Source organism: Metabacillus arenae (assembly GCF_014773385.1).
Taxonomy (GTDB): domain Bacteria; phylum Bacillota; class Bacilli; order Bacillales; family Bacillaceae; genus Metabacillus_D; species Metabacillus_D arenae.
In genome coordinates this window covers 1-20573 of record NZ_JACXAI010000038.1, presented here as the reverse complement: position 1 = coordinate 20573, position 20573 = coordinate 1, and the positions used below count along the sequence as shown (strand labels likewise).

At 37.3% G+C, this 20573-nt stretch carries 22 protein-coding genes and 1 riboswitch; of the genes, 5 read left to right on the top strand and 17 right to left on the bottom strand.

The window, feature by feature from the left end:
• Nucleotides 1–50: 50 nt before the first annotated feature.
• Together IC621_RS21945 and IC621_RS21940 are read right to left on the bottom strand one after the other, a co-directional pair.
• Nucleotides 51–1073: a histidinol phosphate phosphatase domain-containing protein gene (locus IC621_RS21945; protein ID WP_191161459.1), complete on the bottom strand. Its 1023-nt coding sequence runs from the start codon at nt 1071–1073 to the stop codon at nt 51–53.
• Nucleotides 1063–1863: a DeoR/GlpR family DNA-binding transcription regulator gene (locus tag IC621_RS21940; RefSeq protein WP_191161458.1), complete on the bottom strand. Its 801-nt coding sequence runs from the start codon at nt 1861–1863 to the stop codon at nt 1063–1065. Before IC621_RS21940 ends, IC621_RS21945 begins: the two co-directional genes overlap by 11 nt.
• Before the next feature lie 425 nt (nt 1864–2288).
• On the opposite strand from IC621_RS21940, the gene IC621_RS21935 reads away from it, so the two are divergent.
• Complete coding sequence (locus IC621_RS21935; protein ID WP_191161457.1) at nt 2289–3488, top strand: metallophosphoesterase family protein; 1200 nt, start codon at nt 2289–2291, stop codon at nt 3486–3488.
• Between the two features lie 80 nt (nt 3489–3568).
• Here the strand turns inward: IC621_RS21935 and IC621_RS21930 are convergent, their stop codons facing one another.
• The 6 genes from IC621_RS21930 to IC621_RS21905 all read right to left on the bottom strand — a co-directional run bounded on the left by IC621_RS21930 (nt 3569) and on the right by IC621_RS21905 (nt 9258).
• On the bottom strand, nt 3569–3850 hold the full coding sequence (locus IC621_RS21930; RefSeq protein ID WP_191161456.1) for a hypothetical protein: 282 nt from the start codon (nt 3848–3850) through the stop codon (nt 3569–3571).
• 380 nt (nt 3851–4230) lie between these two features.
• The gene (locus IC621_RS21925) at nt 4231–5361 is read right to left on the bottom strand and encodes an iron-containing alcohol dehydrogenase family protein (protein ID WP_224752729.1); all 1131 of its coding nucleotides are present in this window, start codon (nt 5359–5361) and stop codon (nt 4231–4233) included.
• The gene (locus IC621_RS21920) at nt 5343–6167 is read right to left on the bottom strand and encodes a MetQ/NlpA family ABC transporter substrate-binding protein (RefSeq protein WP_191161455.1); all 825 of its coding nucleotides are present in this window, start codon (nt 6165–6167) and stop codon (nt 5343–5345) included. Before IC621_RS21920 ends, IC621_RS21925 begins: the two co-directional genes overlap by 19 nt.
• Nucleotides 6168–6283: 116 nt before the next feature.
• Entirely contained in the window at nt 6284–6955 is a 672-nt protein-coding gene (locus IC621_RS21915) for a methionine ABC transporter permease (RefSeq protein ID WP_191161518.1), read from the bottom strand.
• A complete protein-coding gene (locus IC621_RS21910) occupies nt 6945–7958 on the bottom strand; it encodes a methionine ABC transporter ATP-binding protein (RefSeq protein WP_191161453.1) in 1014 nt (337 codons plus the stop codon). The genes IC621_RS21915 and IC621_RS21910 overlap by 11 nt, the downstream gene beginning before the upstream one ends.
• 113 nt (nt 7959–8071) lie before the next feature.
• Nucleotides 8072–8177: riboswitch (SAM riboswitch) on the bottom strand.
• A 565-nt stretch (nt 8178–8742) separates the two neighbouring features.
• On the bottom strand, nt 8743–9258 hold the full coding sequence (locus IC621_RS21905) for a GrpB family protein (protein WP_191161451.1): 516 nt from the start codon (nt 9256–9258) through the stop codon (nt 8743–8745).
• Nucleotides 9259–9401: 143 nt separating this feature from the next.
• Here IC621_RS21905 and IC621_RS21900 point away from each other — a divergent pair, with 143 nt between their 5' ends.
• Entirely contained in the window at nt 9402–9641 is a 240-nt protein-coding gene (locus tag IC621_RS21900) for a phage holin (RefSeq protein ID WP_224752728.1), read from the top strand.
• Nucleotides 9642–9864: 223 nt separating this feature from the next.
• On the opposite strand, the gene IC621_RS21895 is transcribed toward IC621_RS21900, so the two are convergent.
• A complete protein-coding gene (locus tag IC621_RS21895) occupies nt 9865–10176 on the bottom strand; it encodes a DUF2651 family protein (protein WP_224752727.1) in 312 nt (103 codons plus the stop codon).
• Between the two features lie 373 nt (nt 10177–10549).
• Here IC621_RS21895 and IC621_RS21890 point away from each other — a divergent pair, with 373 nt between their 5' ends.
• Nucleotides 10550–11314, top strand: coding sequence for a SurA N-terminal domain-containing protein (locus IC621_RS21890; RefSeq protein WP_191161447.1), 765 nt, complete (start codon nt 10550–10552; stop codon nt 11312–11314).
• A gap of 47 nt (nt 11315–11361) precedes the next feature.
• On the opposite strand, the gene IC621_RS21885 is transcribed toward IC621_RS21890, so the two are convergent.
• Complete coding sequence (locus IC621_RS21885) at nt 11362–11652, bottom strand: DUF5316 domain-containing protein (RefSeq protein ID WP_191161445.1); 291 nt, start codon at nt 11650–11652, stop codon at nt 11362–11364.
• A 277-nt stretch (nt 11653–11929) separates the two neighbouring features.
• Here IC621_RS21885 and IC621_RS21880 point away from each other — a divergent pair, with 277 nt between their 5' ends.
• The gene (locus tag IC621_RS21880; protein WP_191161443.1) at nt 11930–12520 is read left to right on the top strand and encodes a DUF421 domain-containing protein; all 591 of its coding nucleotides are present in this window, start codon (nt 11930–11932) and stop codon (nt 12518–12520) included.
• 262 nt (nt 12521–12782) lie between these two features.
• Here IC621_RS21880 and IC621_RS21875 read toward each other — a convergent pair whose 3' ends face one another.
• From IC621_RS21875 to IC621_RS21865, 3 genes are all read right to left on the bottom strand, one after another.
• Nucleotides 12783–14255 carry a glycoside hydrolase family 32 protein gene (locus IC621_RS21875; protein ID WP_191161441.1) on the bottom strand — a complete coding sequence of 491 codons (1473 nt, stop codon included), beginning with the start codon at nt 14253–14255 and terminating at the stop codon, nt 12783–12785.
• A gap of 12 nt (nt 14256–14267) precedes the next feature.
• Nucleotides 14268–15509 carry an MFS transporter gene (locus tag IC621_RS21870; protein WP_191161440.1) on the bottom strand — a complete coding sequence of 414 codons (1242 nt, stop codon included), beginning with the start codon at nt 15507–15509 and terminating at the stop codon, nt 14268–14270.
• Between the two features lie 591 nt (nt 15510–16100).
• Complete coding sequence (locus IC621_RS21865; protein ID WP_191161439.1) at nt 16101–17084, bottom strand: LacI family DNA-binding transcriptional regulator; 984 nt, start codon at nt 17082–17084, stop codon at nt 16101–16103.
• A 141-nt stretch (nt 17085–17225) separates the two neighbouring features.
• On the opposite strand from IC621_RS21865, the gene IC621_RS21860 reads away from it, so the two are divergent.
• Nucleotides 17226–17597: a GNAT family N-acetyltransferase gene (locus tag IC621_RS21860; protein ID WP_191161514.1), complete on the top strand. Its 372-nt coding sequence runs from the start codon at nt 17226–17228 to the stop codon at nt 17595–17597.
• A 266-nt stretch (nt 17598–17863) separates the two neighbouring features.
• On the opposite strand, the gene IC621_RS21855 is transcribed toward IC621_RS21860, so the two are convergent.
• The 4 genes from IC621_RS21855 to IC621_RS21840 form a co-directional block, all read right to left on the bottom strand.
• Complete coding sequence (locus tag IC621_RS21855; RefSeq protein ID WP_191161438.1) at nt 17864–18883, bottom strand: DUF3231 family protein; 1020 nt, start codon at nt 18881–18883, stop codon at nt 17864–17866.
• A gap of 169 nt (nt 18884–19052) precedes the next feature.
• The gene (locus IC621_RS21850; RefSeq protein ID WP_224752726.1) at nt 19053–19235 is read right to left on the bottom strand and encodes an FbpB family small basic protein; all 183 of its coding nucleotides are present in this window, start codon (nt 19233–19235) and stop codon (nt 19053–19055) included.
• A 70-nt stretch (nt 19236–19305) separates the two neighbouring features.
• The gene (locus IC621_RS21845) at nt 19306–19476 is read right to left on the bottom strand and encodes a hypothetical protein (protein ID WP_191161437.1); all 171 of its coding nucleotides are present in this window, start codon (nt 19474–19476) and stop codon (nt 19306–19308) included.
• 62 nt (nt 19477–19538) lie between these two features.
• Nucleotides 19539–20315 (bottom strand): arylamine N-acetyltransferase family protein, encoded by a 777-nt coding sequence (locus IC621_RS21840; RefSeq protein ID WP_191161436.1) that lies wholly within the window; start codon nt 20313–20315, stop codon nt 19539–19541.
• Nucleotides 20316–20573 lie beyond the last annotated feature (258 nt).

Sequence of the window (20573 nt, the reverse complement as noted above, 5' to 3'; positions counted from 1 at the left end):
ACGATGAAAAGACTGAAGCTTTTCATCGTGTTTTTTTCCATATTTTTCGACTAAGAGGTAGAGATTTCTGATAATAATCGAAGCGGCTTCATAATACGCTCTCGCTTTTTGAACGTAGCAATCTCCCTTATGCCTTTCTCCACTAACATTGCTGCATTTTCACTGGCATAAGCACCTAAATCATCAGGAAAGTGGGCGTCTGAAGAAAGGGTAACTGGAACATTTTCTTCAAGTAACAAATTAAGAAATGTTTTACTTGGACACATTTCTTTGACCGGAAAGCGGTAATATAAGCCTGCATTTACCTCTGTTGCCACATCCATCTCCTTCAATGCTTTTACGATTCTTTTATAAGACGGAATTAATGATTCTTCATGTGGGCGGTATCCAAAGACTTTTAAATTATCTAAATGGGACATAAAGTCAAAGAGTCCGCTTCTAATTCCCTTTTCGACGATTCTAAAAAAATGTTGATACAACTCGTTTAGATCATATTTTTCAAAACGATCTTTCATTTGCGGATTATCAAATCCCCATCCATGTAAAAAGTGAACGGAACCATTGATATAATCCCAATCATGACAGGAGAGTAATTCCTTTAATTCGTTCTCACTATTTTCAAAATAGTCAGCTTCTATCCCAACTCTTAAGAGGATTCCTTGCTTTTCCCATTTCTCTTTAGCCGCAGAAACAGCTTCGAAAAAATGATCCATCCTTTCCGTCATTACTTGCCCTAACCATTGATTTTGTAATTGTCCAATCGGGCTTTCATCCAGCACCATGTATGTTTCAAAATATTTCCTGCTATCTGTAAATCGATATAAATGATCGACTATGCCTACTTCCCTTATCCCTTTCCTTTTAGCACTCTCTAAATATAAATCAAGCCAGCTCGAATCATAAGCTCCCTTGTGCACTCTATCATTTAATTTGGATAGTGTATCCTTCATCCATTTAATCGTATGCCTGCTTTCAGCTGGATAGGAGAATGTATGAATGGTCTGACTGGTTCTCTCCAACCACTTGAAAGAATAAGGTCCTTCCTCAAGGTGAACATGATAATCAACCTTCACCCCGACCACCTGCCTTTATCCATTCTACTTTTGCTAACTTTATTTCTTTAGACCACTCATCAGGCGCTTCAGTATTTGAAATGAGATAATCAATCGAAAAAAAAGAACCTATTCGATAAAATGCCTTTTGATGAATTTTAGAAGCATCAGCCACTACAAAAACTTGATTTGACCTCTCAATCATAATAGAAGATGCCTTTGCTTCATCAGCATCAAAATCACATATTCCTTCTTTGCTTATTCCTCCGCAAGAAATAAACGCCTTATCAAAATAAAACTCTTCTAACATCTGGTTCGTTAATGAACCGCTGAATGAACGCTGAAGCGGATTGGAGTTTCCTCCAATTACAATTATCCGCCCATCAAACAAATGGTTTTCTAATCGGATATTTAATATGTCAGCTGCAGCTAAAGAATTGGTGACGATTGTGACATTTTTAACATTTTTTATGGATCTTGCGATATGAAAAGCTGTTGTGCCTACATCAAGAGCAAGGACATCGCCATCCATTATGAACGTAGCAGCCGCCTCACCGATTACTTGCTTTTGATAATCAAAAATACCAAGTTTTTTATTGAAGTGTGGTTCCTTTAAAATTTGAGAGTGTTGAATAGCCCCTCCATGAATTCTTCGCAGCCTTTTCTCTTTTTCAAGTACACTCAAATCTTTTCGGATCGTTTCAGGAGTGACGTTTAATTTGGATGCCAATTCGACAACACCAACTTTATGTTTGATTTCAAGCTCTCTAATGATGACTTTCTGTCTTTCGATAGTCGAAGCCTTATCCATCTCTTCCCCCCCAATCATTTCTCTCTTTTTGTTTTGTTTTGATTTATTCATTTAATAATAGGAAAAAAACATAAAAAAACATCCTATAAAATATTAATATTTTGTAAATATATCAAAAGCCATTCAGAAAAAAGGGAGATAAACCTCATATTGCTGTAGTTTTTTTAAATAAACCCTTTGGTTTTAAGAGGAAATATCAATCGTTTTTCATTCTATTTTTGGTTTTTTTACTTTTTTTTCACTCAATATTTATAATCTATCAACATTTCTATCCTACGATTGAGTAAGGAAAATGATAGGGATACGGGCGACAAAATTCTGATTTGGACAAGCAATACCTCTTTTTGTTGTTTCAGATTTGTGTTTTCGTTACTTATCAAGTGCTTTACTTTATAAAAATCACGTAAAGATTAGGAGGCATTTTTATGAGTGATCAAAATTCAGGCAGAATGATGGACAGAAAGGACTTTATAAAAATAAGCGGATTGAGTACTCTTGCGTTGACACTTGGAACAACAGGATTACCTGCTGATTTTTTAACCAAAACAGCAGAGGCAAAAAAGTATGACGAAGCTAAGCTGAAATTTAATCCAAATGGAAAGTTCAAGGTCGTACAGTTTAATGATACACAGGATGATGAGCGCATTGACCGCCGAACCATTCAGCTTATGGAGAAAGTGCTTGATACAGAAAAACCGAATTTTGTTGTACTAAATGGCGACAATATTACCAGTGGATGCGACTCGGCTCTTGAGATGAAACAAGCCATTAACAACGTTGCCCAGCCGATGGAGAAAAGAGGAATTAAATGGGCAATTACCTACGGAAATCACGATGAAGATTCTACTCCGAACAGCGGTCTTGATGAGAAAGATATGCTGAAGATCTATATGTCTTATAAATACAATATGAACCAACCTGGAGAAAAAGGGATTACAGGAACAGGAAACATGAACCTGCTCATAAATGATTCCAAGGGTAAAAAAGCAGCGTTCAACCTATGGCTGCTTGACAGCGGAAGATATGCACCAAAAACTATTGCTGGTCAGGATTTTGAAGGCTATCCTACCTGGGATTGGCTCCGCATGAACCAGGTTAAATGGTATTATGAAACTTCTACAAGTTTAGAAAAAAGATTTAATCGCAAAATACCTTCTCTCATGTTCATTCATATCCCTCTTTGGGAGCATCGTTTTATGTGGTACGGAAGTGTTGATGGGAGAACAGCAGCTAACCATGAAGCGGCAGTGAAAAAACATAATATTGTCGGAGAACGAAATGAAGACGAATGCCCAGGTCCTATAAACAGCGGCATGTTTTCAGCCATATTGGAGAGAAACGATGTTAAAGGTGTCTTTTGCGGTCATGACCATATTAATACTTACTCGGGCAATTATTACGGAGTTCTACTTGGCTATGGAGGCAGCGCTGGCTTTGGTACTTATGGTCTTTCAGGTGCTGAAAAGAATAGGCTGCGCGGCGCTAGAGTATTCAATTTAAATGAAAATAAAGAGGGCGTTCTCGAAGAAACCCACATGGTCTTTGCCAAAGACTATGGAATCGATCTGACAGCAAATGATCAAAGTATGGATCCTGCACCATTAAAAGAACCGGTAAAAGCTTGAATTAAAATTGGAGAACTGTCCATCAGTAGCACTTCCAACTGATGGACAGTTACTCCCCACCCTTTCTAAATAATCTTTAACTACTCAGTAATAGGTGAACCGGTTGAAGTATGTTCATCCATCCAATTCAGAGTTGAATTTGAAACATCTTCCCAATTAGGAATCTTATCACTATGCTGTTCAACCCAGCTCATACAAAATTGCGGGTCAATATTATGCTCTTGGCACTGAGATAAAAAAGATAGAACATTGGATTCATTGCAGTTTTGCCATGTGCCGCAGGATGTTCTCCAAATGTCCTCCATTGTCTTCTGTATAGAAGAATTCCCTGTAGAATTGGTGGATTGATCATTGTTAGGCATATGAATTCCTCCTGGTCATCTGTAAGTATCATTGACAGTTTGTCCAAAAAGATTGAAACAATGTAAGGAATTTTTAATGATCAAAATTTATTCTATAAAAAGCAAAGATATCTCCTTCAGGATGACAACCTATTTTCATACTTTCAATTAAACCTTCTCCTTAAATAAGAAAAGCGCAAGCGCCTTGTTCAGCCTAGGGCAAGCATAAGACGCAAATGAAATGAAGGTGTTCTTTACCTTCAATTCATTTGTGGCTTATGACCTCGAGGGGCTAGGCGCTGGAGCTAGACACGAAAACTTGGTACAAAAACTTATACTTTCTTATCTTTCAAAAAAGCCTATCGAAAGACATCTGTCCTTCGATAAGCTTTTCCTTAGTTTTAATTAATAAAATTGGAAGCATTCATCTTCTCCAACTTGGCAATGGCCTCACTGACTCTTACGGCTGTGACATCCCCTATCGGCATGACATGTATTGACTCTTCGGGTATTGCCGATTTTTCTGCGATGAATGCTATCACTTCGTCATTAATAACCTTTATACCTAAATGGCGAAGTGACACAGGTAAACCGAGCTCGTGATAAAACGGCAGGAGTTGTTCGACTTCCCCCTGCTTTCCCTCCAACATAAGCTGCACTAGAATGCCATATGCGACTTTTTCACCATGTAATGCTTGGTGTGTTTCCTTTAGAACAGTCAACCCATTATGAATCGAGTGAGCTGCTGCAATCCTGCCATAATGATCACCAAATCCGCCGACCATGCCGCCAAGCATGATAATCGCCTCACTTACTTTCATAAAGTCCTCGTTCAATACGCCTGCTCTCGCTGCGTTTATCGCTCTTTCTGAATGCTGAAGCAGGACATCCTTGCACATTCTCGCCGTATAATGGGAAACTTGCAAAGGCACAGATTTATTTTCGATTCCTGCCATTTGAACATCTGCTTCATACCATTTGGCAAGTGTATCGCCAATTCCGGCAATTAGCATATTTATCGGTGCATCCAACAATATTTTAGGTTCAATTAACACTAGGCTTGCACTCACCGGATAAACGTCATATCGAATAAATCCTCCTAATTCATCATAAATAACACTGATAGGAGTCCATGGAGCACAATTGGAGGCGAGAGTCGGGATCAGTACTGATGGCTTTTTCGTCAAATGGCAAGCCGCCTTCACGAGATCGAGTACTTTTCCCCCGCCAATACCAATGATCCCGTCAAACGAACCATTGACGACAAGCTCCGCGAGGGTCTCAATCTGGGAGAGCGAGCATTCCCCTCTATAAGTGTGTTCCTCACACTCAAGTGATGTAAAACTCGGTAAAAATGATTTAGCTGCTAACCATGATTTATGGCCATGAACAATAAGTACCTTTTGAAAACCGCGTTCCACCAGCTTTGCCTCGAGCTCATTTAATATCCCCTCTTGACAAATATATTCACTTGGTGCTCCATGTACAGAAATGGTCTCTATATTCTTCACTCTTACTTGCTTTCCATCCATTCAGGTTTTCCAAATCCTTTAAATTCTTTGTCAATGGTTTTTTCAAAATCCTCTGTCTCTAATACTGCTTTGATGTCTTTAGCAAATTGAGCATCTTTATTTTCTGTTTTTACAGCAACAACATTGCGGTATTCATCAAGCATATTTTCAAGAGACAGTGCACTAAGCAAGTCCATTTTGGCAGCCAATGCGAAGTTCCCAGGTACTGCAGCCAAATCTGCACTTTCCACAGAACGAGGAAGCTGACCAGCTTCAATTGGCTGGAATTTCAGGTTTTTCTTATTTTCAATAATATCCTTTTCAGAAACCGTAATCGGGTCTGCACCTTCATCTACAGTAATCAAGCCTTCATCTTCAAGAGTTTGAAAGGCCCTTGCTGCATTTGTAGGATCATTCGGGATTGTGATCGTAGCGCCGTCTTTTACTTCATCCAATGATTGATATGTGTTTGAATAAATACCCATCGGTGCAGTCGGTACAGATAATAAAGCTGTCAAATCCATATTATTTTCTTTTGCAAAATTTTCTAGGTAAATCGTATGCTGAAAAAGGTTTGCTTGAATATCTCCATTATTCAGCGCTTTGTTCGGTTGAATATAATCGCTGAATTCGACTACTTCCACTTTGTATCCTTTTTCTTCTAATCCAGGTTTAATCGCTTTAGTTACCATATCGCTGTAAGGACCGGCTGTTGCGCCGATTTTAATATCTTTTGTATCTGAGCTCGTTTCGCTCTCATTGCCTCCGCATGCAGCCAGTACTGATGCAGCTATTAGTAAAATAATACCTAAAAACCATTTTTTCATAAAGTTCTCCTACTTTCTGTATCTATAATTTTGACTTTTCTCGTAAAGTATTTAGTGTTGCTCGGGTACCACCAATTGCCTTTATTTAACTATCTTTTATTTTTCAAGAAAGAGCCTTACCTTTTATCAACAGCTTTGGCAATAGTATCACCAAAAATCTGGATTACCTGAACTAAAATGATTAAAATGACAACTGTCGCAATCATGATCGTGTCATCATAACGATAATATCCAAAGCGAATGGCCAAATCACCAATTCCACCCCCGCCAACAACACCAGCCATTGCTGAAAATCCAATTAAACTGATGAGGGTTAACGTGACACCTGAGATAATCCCAGATTTGGCCTCAAGCAGGAGCACATCCTTAATGATCATCCACGGAGTAGCACCAGCCGCAATCGCTGCCTCAATCACACCTTTATCAATTTCACGGAAAGCTGTTTCCACAATGCGGGCAAAAAACGGAATGGCCGCAACCGAGAGGGACACACTCGCCGCAGTTGGCCCAATCGTTGTATTTACTAGATAATTTGTTAATGGAATTAAAGCCACTAATAAGATAAGAAACGGTACAGATCTCACCATATTGACCACAAAGCCCAATATTATTTTGACCAAGCGATTTTCCCAGAATAATCCTTTGTCGGTGACAAATAAAAGGATACCGAGAGGCAGACCAATCAGGACAGCTACCGCCAAAGAAATGGCAATCATATAGATCGTTTGAAGAAACGCCTGATTTATGTCAGGAATAGTTTCAAGGAGATGATTAATATCAAACTCCATCACGTAACACCTCCACTTGTGCAGATCGATTTTTTATAAACTGGAGCGCTTTTTCGATTTCTTCGTTTTCTCCCTTTAGCTCCATAACAAAAATACCGAGAGGCGATTCTTGTATATATTCAATCGAGCCATGCAGGAAATTGCCTTTCACGTTAAATTGCTGAAGTGTATCGGAAATGACACCCTCCCCAGCTACCTCACCCCTGAACAACACTTTCACAATCGTACCTTTGCATTTATTTAAAATAACCTCAGGCATTTCAAAAGAAACTACGCTTTCAATGAATTCTTTTGTCAGTTCTTCCTGCGGGGTCGCAAAAATGTCATATACCCGGCCTTCTTCAATCACTCGGCCTTCTTGCATAATGGCCATCCGGTCGCAAATTTCCTTTACTACGTTCATCTCATGGGTAATCAAAATGATCGTAATATTGAGCTCTTTGTTGATTTTCTTTAACAGATTCAAAATCGACTTTGTTGTAGTCGGATCCAGAGCTGAAGTCGCTTCATCACATAATAGGACATTTGGATTGTTGGCAAGGGCCCGTGCAATGCCGACACGCTGCTTTTGACCGCCGCTCAGCTGCGAAGGATAGACATCCCGTTTATCAGCAAGGCCAACCATTTCAAGCAGATCTTCAACCCGATTTTTAATTTTGCCGGGTGGTGTTTTGGCAGCCTTCAAAGAAAAGGCAATATTCTCAAACACCGTTTTCTGGCTGATTAAATAAAAATGCTGAAAGATCATGCCAATTTTTAACCGAGCCAAGCGTAAGTCTCCATCCTTTAAAGAAGTAAGATCGATGCCGCCTACAGTTATTCCGCCAGAAGTCGGCCGCTCCAATAAATTGATGCAGCGAAGCAACGAACTTTTACCCGCACCGGAATAGCCGACAATCCCGTAGATTTCACCTTCTTGTATAGTAAGCGAAACATTATCTACACCTTTTACATGACCATTCTTTGTTTTATAAATCTTAGAAAGATTTCGAATTTCTATCATAAAATGACCTCCTTTCATCAACAAACGCAGTATAACTTGAAAAAAATATCCTTAACTGCATAAAAAAATGCCTCTTTCATCTGAAAGAAGCATCGAAACAATATCTTTATCTCGGCTTATCTTTCAGAATGAAAGTCATTCTGCAGGAATTGGCACCTTCCCAAACAGGGGGTTGCCGGACGTCATAGGGCCTAGTCCCTCAGTCACTCAGGATAAGTTTAAATTTTAAGTTAAATTAAACGTAAGTAGTATAATACTAAAATGCTGATATTTTGTCAATCGATACAACGCACTATATGTAAATATGAAAATGTTACCATTTTGAATGAACCTTTAAATTGATATATAATCTCCGCTTAACTATATCAATATTAATGCATGTGGTGAGGCGATTTAGGTCCGAGTTTTCTACCTCTCTATGAGAGACTTCTCCTTCTATGCACTAGTTTGGGCATTCTATGCATGACTTTTATGGTTCTATGCTCGAGTTCTGGATTTCTATGCACGACTTTCTCGATTCTATGAACGAGTTCGGTTCTATGCACGACTTCCCCACTTTTGCGAAAGGCAGTAGGCGATTGTAGCAGCTATAAATGGGACCAGAGTTGAAAATATGGATCTTTCACCAAATGTAACTTCTTGATTGAGATTATTGTCTATCGCAGACATAACAGGAGTATAAGTAACTGTAAGAATCCAACCAGATAAAATTTGAAAAACTATCATTATTAGTCCGAAACAAGTTATAAATATGAAATACTTTTTCAAAATTATCACCGCTTTTTCAAATGATTTTTTTCGCTAAGCTGATAATATTTCGTATAAACTCGGTTTTCGCTTCGGTGTAGGCTGAACGATTTAGCTTGTACTTTTGGGCTAATGCATTTTTCAAGTTGAAATACTCATCTCTTTTGTTTGGATGATTCCGTAAATAATCGCGGAATAGAATTTTTTCTTCCCATTCTAAGCTTTTATGCTCACAAACATGTAAGTGCACTGTTCCTTTTCCCCAAGGACCCTTACGGAAAAATTTCCGATCCGGAAAATTTTCTTTTGATACATATTCATAGTCTATCGAATTTAATGGCTCTACCAAGGATTTGTAATTAGCCAAATCATGAACGCCTGCCATAATATCTATAATTGGCTTTGCACCCAGCCCTTTAATCGACGTACTCCCAATATGCTGGATACCAACCAGAAAAGCTCCCACTGCCTTTAGTATGATCTGTTTCTCATCATGGTACCTCTTCACCCAATTTTCATTATACTTTTCAATAACTACTTCTATGTTCTCCAAGGTGTTACCGCCTCCAAAAATATTAAACCTTTCATATACTGTGCTAGTTCAATAGTTCCTAAAATCAGTTACTAAATTAATCAATTAGCCTCTCATAATCGGCTGGCTTTTTTCATTAATATATAGTACAAGGAGTGATGAGAATGAAAAAGGATGTTTTTACTTTAATAGGTGGATTTTTAACCTCATTGCTATTGTTTTTAGGGACGATTGGTGTTCAATTTGACTGGTTCACACAAGACAGCATTAACGCATTTGTTGTTCTTCTTTCCTCCTTCGTTGCATTAGTGGTGAACCTTTATGCTATTTGGAAGAACACCTATGTTAGTAAAAAGGCTCAAGAGCAGAAGAAAGTTTTGAAAAATCAGGGATTAATCAAGTAGACACTGGTGCCAGGCCCTAAATAAGGAACCTGGCGTTTTTTATTCAATTTTCCCCTCTTAAGAACTGTACAAAATATGAAGGTACTAGTTATAAAAATTCCCTAAATTCCCAATACAGTAAATAGAAAATAAAATGCCGGGGAACCAACTTATATTCAACGGTTTCGGCTTATACTTCTCCCGAAAAAAGACTAGGTTTCGAAGAAGCTTGTCTTAGGGATTATCATTTAACTGCTCCCTTTTTTACAAACAACATGATGAAACATACAAGTACAGCAATTAATGTATAAACGATGACCCAGAAAAAGAAAGATTCATTGAAGGTTGTAAAGGATAGAATTGTAAAAAGGATAAGCGTTATCCCAGGCACGATGTACCACTTTTTTGTTACCAGGAAACCTATTATCGACGAAATAATAACGATTATAGGACAACCAAATAATACAAAAGTAAACTCATTACCAAGGTTAAAACAAAATGAAATAAGAGCTGCCATTAAAACTCCTATTACCAATGCTTTCATTAATAAACTCATAATACCCCCGCTCGCCCAATCATAAATTGGTAATTTTTAATACTTTCATTCTACTATATAATGTTATTTTCTAAATAGGGCCTAAATAGACTTTTCTCCATTACTCAGCAAGCAAAACTGGTGATTACAACATAATTCCGCAATTTGGTGTATTTAACAATTTATTTTAAGCCCTAAGCTGTCCCACTTGTTTTTTCATCCCATTTTATCTCTAGCAGTATATACAATCATTACAAAGCATTTCAATACTGTTACAAATTGTAATGGGTGCGCTCACAAGGTTTCTTTTTTAGTTAATATCCTTTATAATGCGGACTAGATGATTTTTTTCAATAAGAAAATTATACTTCTAGATCACGGAAGGAGTTAGATTATGAAGAAAACCATGTACATCCTTATTACTGGACTATTGGCTGTTGTGTTAACAGCATGTGGATCAAATGAAGAGAGTAAAAATTCAAATAAAGAGGCTAAAACAGAAACAACGCAAAATGAGCAGCAGAAGCAAGAAGAGCAAATGAAAGAAATGCAGAAAAAGTTAGAAGCACAAAAAGTTGAAGATAATAAGACAGTTGCTGTCGTTAACGATAAGGAAATCCTCGGCAGCGATTATAATGCCTTGTTGTCTTCTTCACAAATGCAGTTCCAGCAAATGGGACAAGATCCAACTTCTAAAGAAGCAGCAAAGCAAGTTAAGGAGCAAACAATCGATAGTTTAGTGGGACAAACGCTCCTGCTTCAAGAGGCAGATAAAAAGGGCTATAAAGCGTCAGAAGACGAAGTAAAAAAACAACTAGACGAAACGAAGAAAAATTTCAAAAGTGATAAAGAATTTAAAGATGCTATGAAAAAAGCTGGTTTAGACATGAATAAACTAGAAACTCAAATTGCTGACAATATTAAATATACACAGTATGTTGAAAAAGAAATTCCTGTAGATGAAGTAACAGATGAAGAGATTCAGACTTATTATGATCAAGTTTCTAAGCAAGGAGAAAGCAGTGGTCAAAAGCCTCCTAAGCTTGAAGAAATAAAACCTCAAATCAAACAACAACTTGAGCAGCAAAAGAAGCAAGAGAAGCTCACCAAACAAGTAGAAGAGCTTAAAAAAGGTGCAAAAATCGACATTAAAATCTAATTTCAGCATATTACACTAAAGAAGAAGCTCCAGCAGCTTCTTCTTTTTTAACTAAATAAATAAAAAACAACAGATCCAACAAGGTTAGGAACACTAAATGCCGCATAAAGAAAAGCATAATTTGTGCGCCTCCTACGGTCTTCTTGGTCTTCAGAGTGCTCATTGGCTCTAAATGGATCTCCATTTATAAAGGCTCCTATTAATAGCCCGCTAATAAGTAAAGCGGTCAATCCTGCAGATCCAGAAATTTTGTAAATAAGGGTCCAATCATTTAGCATCACTGAAAACAATACTCCGACTACCAACAGAAATGAACCTGCAAGAAATGATTTCTCCATCTTTTTGCCCCCATTAAATTCCTTTTAATATTCTTTCGCTATGGCCCTTGTAGTTGATGGAAGATTTTTTCTGTGTAAAAGATACTCTTATTTTATTTTCGAAAAATGATAACACCACATTTTTGGTTATAACCTTAAATGTTCTTCTTTATTGAGGAAATTCCTGCTCTATTAATGTTTAAGGTATATCAATTTATCCTAATACAAAAGATAGTAACACTGGAATTAATGCTTGGTATAGTAACAGCCTTCATTACATGTGCGAAGGAGAGTTAAAATGAATATAAATCTGATTTGGCAGCCAGTTATTATCTTTATAATTGGTAGTCTCCTATTAAGGATTAGTGGAAGAAGGTCCATCTCTCAGATGACAATTCCGCAAACAGTTATTATGATCGGGATCGGGACATTGCTTATTCAGCCAGTCACCGGAAATGGACTTTGGCCGACTTTTGGGGTCGCAGCTCTATTAGTCCTAAGCTTAATGGTTACTGAATTTATCCAATTTAAGTTTGATTGGCTTGAAACGTTCATTTCAGGTAAAGCTTTGCCAGTAATTGAAAACGGGGTTTTAAATGAAAAAAACTTAAAAAAACTCCGTCTTCCCGTAGATAAATTAGAAGCACGTTTAAGGCAATCGGGGATTGCATCGATAAATGATGTTCAAGTCGCTACACTTGAGCCAAGCGGACAATTAGGATATACACTAAAAGAAGAAAAGCAGCCTGCCACAAAGGAAGATATTCAAAACCTTATTCAATTGCTTCAAACTGGTGTATTGCCAATTTCAAGCAGCTCTTCTCAAAATAATATTTTTACTGAGACGATAAATAAAAATTCAACTAGTATACCGAAGCATTTACAATAAGAGGCAGTTTTGATTCATGTTCAAACATTTAATCAACGAAAAGCGCAGAGCGCCCGTCTATCGGCGACAAGCACAAGGCGAGCCGTCAAGAAGGTTGATCTTTAACCTTCTTGACGGATTGACTTGTGACCTCGAGCCGATGGCGCTCGGAGCTGGACATAGATACCAATCTTTATCACGTTAATACTTTAATTAACTTAAATTTTCTTAACTGACAAAAAAAGAAACAAGTGACAGAGGTAGTCACTTGTTTCTTTTCATATCACTTCCAAACATCCTTCAACTTCCAATAAGTGAATTCTTCTATTTTTACATCACCATTTTCAGTAAATAGCTCAATACCTAGCCTTTCCTCTCGAGGATATATACGGCTTGTCATTGTCGCTTGTCCATTGTTAACGAAAACTTCAATAGAGGAACGGTCGATAAATACATGCACGGATAACTGATCGCTTTCTTCAAGAATGGTATTTCTCACACCGTCTTTCTCTTTACCAAGCTTGGAGCAATCTAGTGTTAGCTTTTGATGATCTAATTGATAAGTTAATACTGCCTCTTCTTGTTCTATCCCCCGAATTTTTATGCCAACAGATTGAGCACTTGTATTTTTCAAATCAAAAGTCGCTTTTATTTCAAGGAGTTCTTCTTTTATTTCGGCTAAATAGCTTCCGGAAATGATTTGATTCGTACTTACTTCATGCTCTGTTTCTCGTAATAAAGCCAATTCTTCAACCGGATTCATTAATAGTTTATTATTAGAACCCATTGTCACGACACGAGGCAGTGTTAACGCTCCACACCAACCATCAGCTTTTGTCGGCATGTCTGACTCCCACATATCCATCCAGCCAATAGCAATTCTGCGGCCTTTATCATCTAAAAATGTTTGAACGGCATAAAAGTCGTGTCCATTATCTAACTCAGTAAACGAACCATGCTCGAACTTGTTTGTGTTGTAATCATACTCTCCAACTAAATAACCTGTTTGAAATAGATTTTTATATAAATCTCCTTTTTCTTCGATACCTTGAGGAGAAATCAGTAACACATACTTACCATCTAGTTCAAAGAAATCTGGACATTCCCACATATAACCAAGGGTGCCGTCACTTTGTGCTAATACGCCGATATATTCCCAATTCCGTAAATCAGAGGAGCGGTACAATATGACTCTTCCAACATCATCTTTCGTAGAATTTCCTAAAATCATATACCATGTATCATCATGCTTCCAAACCTTTGGATCGCGGAAATGATGGGAGCTATCAGCCGGTGGTTCAGCAATGACAGGATTTTCTCCGACCTTTTCAAATGTCACGCCATCTTGACTTACAGCAATATTTTGGTTCTGATAAAAGAGATCCTTCTCTTTATCGATGTAATGATGCCCTGTATAAATTAATGTTAATTTCCCGTCATGATCAACTCCACTTCCCGAAAAACATCCATCTTTATCGCATGCATCACCAGGAGCTAATGCGACCCGGCAGTGCTCCCAATGAACGAGATCTTTACTTTTTACATGCCCCCAGTGCATCGGACCCCAATTCTCGTCATAGGGATGGTGCTGATAAAACACGTGATACTCACCATTAAATTGAATTAATCCATTAGGATCATTTATCCAGTTAGCTGGGGCCATAATATGGTAGCCTAATCTATAGCGATTGTTTATTTCTTGACTTGCCTTACTCAGCTTTTCTTCAGCATTTTGTATTCTAGTAGTGGTTAACATGATTACATCCTCCTAAATAGCTTTCTTTGAAACATTCACATTGTGAGTTAAATAATTTTCTTTTTTGGAATTGATTAACGTAAATATTGACAGGATCGTAAAGCAAAGGACTAGTATCCCCATTATTATATATGTTTGGCGGAAACCGATCCCATCATAAAGCATACCTGCTAATGGCGACATAATCGATGCACCAATTTGAGATGCAAACTGGAATCCAACTAGGTATAACACAGAAGACAAACGGGAATCAAAATTTGCTGCTAAATATTTAAAAATTGCGATTAACATGATAGGCAATTCCAGTGCATGGATGAGCTTCATCGAGGAAATTCCAATCGGACCCATAACAAGCCCCGACCCAACAATCCGAAAAGCCATTAAATATCCAGCTAAAACTAAGCTTTTCTTTGCACCAATCTTATTAACAATAAATGGAGCAAGGAACATCATACCAGCTTCCAAAAATACTTGGAACGAGTTGAGGTATCCAAAAACTTGATTTCCCATTTCTCTAGATGGAAATAAGGAAGAATAATAAAACGGGAATTGTTGATCGTAAACACTGTAGACACAAGTGACCCCGATAATATACATCATGAAATACCAGAATTTCCTAAGTTTAAAAAGCTTTCCTATATCTTTAAGGCTAACAGAGTCTGCTCTCTCAATCTCTTGATCTGTCATTTCAATTTTGATAGAAATAATGATCAAGACTAATATAATTGCTGAACAAGAGGCAACCCAAAAGTTAATATTTGGATTAATGTTGAACAATTGTCCTGCGAAGAATGTAGCCGCTGCCCATCCGAGGGAACCCCACATTCTTGATTTGCCGTATTCAAAGTTATACTTCCGACTGACCTTTTCAATGTACGATTCAATTGCGCCTATACCTGCCAAAAAGGCAATCCCTAAATAGAACCCGCCAACAACAGCGCCTAAAATGACATTGTATTTTAGCAGCGGCCCATATACATAGATATAAAATGGACCTACAAATATAAGTAAAATACTAATCATGAATAAAATATTTTTCTTTAACCCTATTTTGTCAGAGATATATCCGTATATCGGCTGTATACATAAAGCGGCGATAGCGTTTACAGAAAAGATAATACCTGTCTGTGCACCGTTCAAATTAATCTCTTGCCCCAGCCAAATCGAAAATAAAGAATAACTTGATGACCATGTGAAAAAGAAGAAGAAAAAATAAGCACTTAATTTCATATATAAACCTTTTGAGTTTGTCATTTCACTGCTCCTTTATAAGACTCTTTGAAAACACTTTCATAGATATTATATGTCAACCGCTTTCATGTGTCAACCGGATGATATATATAAAGTAAAACTTCCACCATCCCGGAAGCGAGAGTCTAAAAGGTGAGGAATAGTGAAAGCGCCTTGAACAGCTTAAGGCGAGCCTCACGAAAAGACTATCTTTTCCCTTTTGCGAGGCTTGGCTTGTGACTTCAGGCGGGCTAAGCGGAGGAGCTTGACAACGGTAACACTCTTTATCATGTTAATACTTTAATTAACTTTACCTTTCTGAACTGATAAGGGAAGGCTTCGCGTCGGCGAAGCCTTTTTTGATAAGATATCTGCACATTGGTGGGGGAATAATTGAACGGATAAAGAGATAATTGTCCGGTTACTGAAATTTTTGTACCGTTATCTGAGTATTTGCACCGTTACTAAAATATTTGCTTATTGTGACAAAACTGTGAACTCACCTAATACTTTTCGTTTAATCTCCTGTTATTTGAATGCTTAGAATTCTGGAGTGAGGAAAGAAAATGTAACATGATTTCCTGATTTTAAAAAACATCGCTTAAAATGCGATGTTCAAGTCGTTTTTCTTTCTAATAGCTTTACTGCAAGACGGGTTTCGTGTGGTAATTCCTCAAATTCTTCTGCTACTTTTTTTAACAATATGTCAATTGCTGTTTTAGCAATTAAGTCAATCGGCTGTTGGATCGTAGTCAATTGGGGCAACAAAGTTTGACCTGTTTCTGTACCATCATAACCGATTACTTTTAAATCATTTGGAATAGCTTTTCCGCGCTTATTTGCTTCAGCGAGGACAGAAGCTGCAATCAAATCATCACTCGCAAATACACCATCTAGTTGAGGGTGTTCGCAAAAGAGCTTTTCGATTACTTTTTGTTGGATTTGCGGATCAAATGTGTTTGGAATTTCATATGTTATTGGCAGTCTGCCGTACTTCTTCATAATATCCTCGTATGCTTTCCTTCTAAAGTTTGCAGGTGTTTCCAGTTCCCTTGGACCGCCAAGATGTACTATATACTGGCATCCTTTTTCAATTAACAGTTCTGTAGCCATTTTTCCACCGGAGTAGTTGTCAGAGCCAACTACCGGGATCGTTTCTGATAAGTAATGATCAATTGCTACAACGGGCAAATTTTGCTTATGGTAATGCAGAATACCTCTGTTATGTGTGCCAACAATAACACCATCTACTTGATTTCTCAGGAGCATTTCCGAGTATTTTTCTTCTTTATCTATTCGGTTCAAACTGTTGCAAAGCAACACTTTGTAGCCTAGTGAAGTACAAATATTTTCAATATGAAAGGTTAGTTCACCGAAAAAGGGATTGCTTGTCGTTGGGACGACTAGTCCTATTAAATTTGTCCGTTTGTTATATAGTGAACGGGCTAATTCGTTCGGATAATAATTAACTTCTTTCATTGCCCTGTAAACATTCTCTCTAGTTTCTTTGCTTATATAGCCGCGGTTGTTTAATACCCTGGATACTGTTGTTGGTGAGACACCTGCTGCTTTTGCTACATCATTAATTTTAGGCTTCATTCAAATCCTCCTGCCTTCATACTACCGTTCATTACTATTATACTTAGTTCCTTTCTAACTGCATAACAAAATCGCAGCTGCTAGTGGTTTAAAATAGTGGAACTAACAAACGAGCGTGAGTGGCAAGAAGCATTTCCTGTAATGAAGCAATTGAGAACTCACTTAGATGAAAAGAGCTTTCTAGAATTGGTGCAGGAAGCAACATTAAAGGAGGATTATCAATTAGTTGCTTTATATAATAACGACCGAATAGTCGCCGTAATTGGTTTTATGCCAATGGTTACTTTGTACAATGAGAGGTTCATCTGGGTTTGTGATTTAGTGACAGAGTCAGACTCCCGTTCAAAAGGTTACGGAGAAGAACTTCTTTCCTATGTACAAAATTGGTCCAAAGAAAAGGGGTACAGCATCATTTCCCTGTCTTCTGGATTGAAGAGAATGGATGCGCATCGCTTTTACGAAGAAAAAATGCAATATAACAAGGTTAGCTATGTGTTTTTGAAAAATCTTTAGTTTCTAATTTGGGAAAAGACCTTCTGGCGGAAGGTCTCTCATTCTCTACACCAGATGCATTTGAAACAAACACTCTGCCTCTTGCTGTAATTGATGTACCACTATTGCAAGGTTATTAGTTACTCTGTTCGCTCACCTTATTTCTTCTGCAACAAAGTCTATCACTTCGGAAGCAAAAGTAAGCAATTCACTGATCGTCTTAATTTATGGTCTATTATATAGTAGCAGTTTAAGAAAAGACCTTTTTATTATGAAATTTTAGCAGATCAGCCCTTGTCCTTATTTCTAGCCAATTGTTTTCGATCCTTTGTTCCTGGAGGTTCTTCAAGCCAATGGTGTTTAATCATAATATCAGCACCACTTTTTGCGAATTGGCCAATTTCTAATGACAATCGTTCATAGTTGACAACTAAGTCGCTTCGTTGGCTGCCCGCAGCAGCGGTTGCATAGTTCCCCATACCTGCAGCAGTTAATAACGACATATGAAACATCATTAATTTATCTGAAAATGTTTTTGTGGTTGAGTTACTGACACTGACATCTGGTAATCGAGGTGTAGGAATATCATTCTCAAGCAAGATTTCCGAAAAAACCTTAATATGTTTGTTTGAGATGTCTCTTCCGCGAATCATATAATCTTGAACTTCTTTGGTAGGAGAAGTTTGAGCAAAACTAAGGCACAATGTCGTCCCAAGCGAGTTAGTCATCACATTCATATATAAGTGAGCAATTTCAATGGAGTTTAATGGCCGTTTGCTGCTAAATGGATTTAACCCGCTTAAATATTTCTTGCTGTTAACATAATCTGTTTCTTTTGGAACTTCAATATAAGGGTGTCTGGGGTGTACTCCTTTTTCCATCGCAATTTCAGTTGTTTGGTTATAGAGAGTGGAGACTTCTGTCAACCCTTTTGTAAAATAAGCTCGAATGTCCCCTCTAGCGCTCATTGCAAGAAAACCGCCATAAGTGAGCAGCCCTACTTTGGCCATTTGATTTATATATGTTAAACAAAATAAATCAGAAAAGAGCCATGGGGCGTTCATATTCACATCCTGCTCCGTAAAACCATTAGGGACAGCGTATTTTTCTTTTTCAAAGGTAGTGAGTAAGTGGTTCAAATGCCTTGAAGAGAGATCATAGGCAAATTGAACAGCAGGCTTAATTTCAGTATCATTAATATGTTTTAACATATATCCTAAAATACATTTCGACATACTATCATTCATATACGCTGTCCAAAGACACCCAATTTCTGCAGATGTTAAATTTACATGTTGTTCGTTCAAAATAGCGACCTCCTGAAGAATAAATTCAATGTTAGGATTTATTCTTTACGAAAAGGGGCATAAATATTAGAAAGCAGGTGTTCTTAATGGCTTATAATTTAATAAGCAGCCTTTATTACTTTTAACGCCTAAAAAGCAGCAATCTTTCGCACAAAAAAAAACAGCAAAATCAGCTGCTTTTTTTAAATGATGAATTTGACACACGTTTTTCTATGCGTTTTTCAATTTTTTCTAATGCTTGTTTATCGTTAAGTACTTCAAGAATATTCTCTTGTACTAGCTCTTCAAATGATTTATTATTCTTAAGAGACTTTCGCACCTGCGATTGCTCCTTTCTTATGTGTAGTACCATAGTGATTTACACCTAAATTATACAATAATTCTGTTAATTGAAACCGTTTAAAATTCAACAACTTTGTGAACTATTTTACATGTTCAAAATCGGTTTCTGACCATTTCATTTGAAATTCAGAAAAAGAAAATTCACAGCAAATATTTTGTAAATCTCCTTTTGCTGATAAAGAATTTGCAGGAGCATTCAATAAAATTTGATAATCTCTCTGTTCTGAAATTAACTGTTTATTTGTTAACATCGCTTCCCTCCGAAATTTTTATGGAAACAGAACTAATCCGATGCTATTTTGTCTTCCCTACTTCAAATCCTAAAATGCTGTTTTGCCAGCTCTTTGAATCTCTTGTTATCAATTTTCTCCTTTGTAACATTACCATCAGCCCATTTGGTAAATGTAGTATTTGTCAGCGTTAAATTTCCAGAATATGTAATCCGTGTGATTAACGGATTTTTGTTGAATGGAGATTGTTCGTGCTCGGCGATGATCGTTTGAATTTCATTAAATTCTGATACATCAGATATTGGTTTCTTTGAATCATAGGCATAACCTGTTTTCCAAGCTGTATCCTTATGTGCCAGCTTCATTTCAAGTATATAGTCACCATGCTCACTAGCTGCTTTTTTAACGCGAAACTCACCATTAGGGGAAGTTACGACCTCTCCGGTTAACGGAACAGGTTTTAATGGCAAATTCCCTCCAAATCCAGTATCAACTATATATGTTTGATCCTCATGAGTTAAAAGGATGGTTACATGAGTTCTTCCAAGTGAAAGAAATTCCTGAGATGCATGATTGTAAACAACCCCTCGTGCTAAAGCTGCTCTAAAGCCATTTTCAATTAAGAAGAAATAGAAAATCGAATTTAACTCATAGCAAAGACCACCTTCATTTCTTATAAGAATCTTGTTGAACAAAGAATCTTTGGTGATCTCACTTACATTATTTTCAATAATGCATAAATTTTCAAAAGGTATGGTTTTTGCTGTTTTTTCAAGAACATAACCCAATGTTTCAAAAGTGACATTTTCATTTTCCGGGATACCGATTCGTTTGCGAAATAATGTGTTTAGCTCGCTCATTTGATCCACCATTCCTTCTGTTATATTGGTATATTTTCTTGCCATAACCGTTCAATAACCATCTCATTGTTGATAAAATGCAGCAGAAATACATCAGGATTACTTAAACGACCACCTGCTAAAGCAGGTGGATTTTGACATAAATGTCGACGACTAAAGTCATTAACTAAGACTGAAGTCATCTGAAAGACCTTAAGCTAAAGCCTACTAAATTAGACTGAACTCATTCTTCAATCCTGAATATGTCATTCTTTTCTT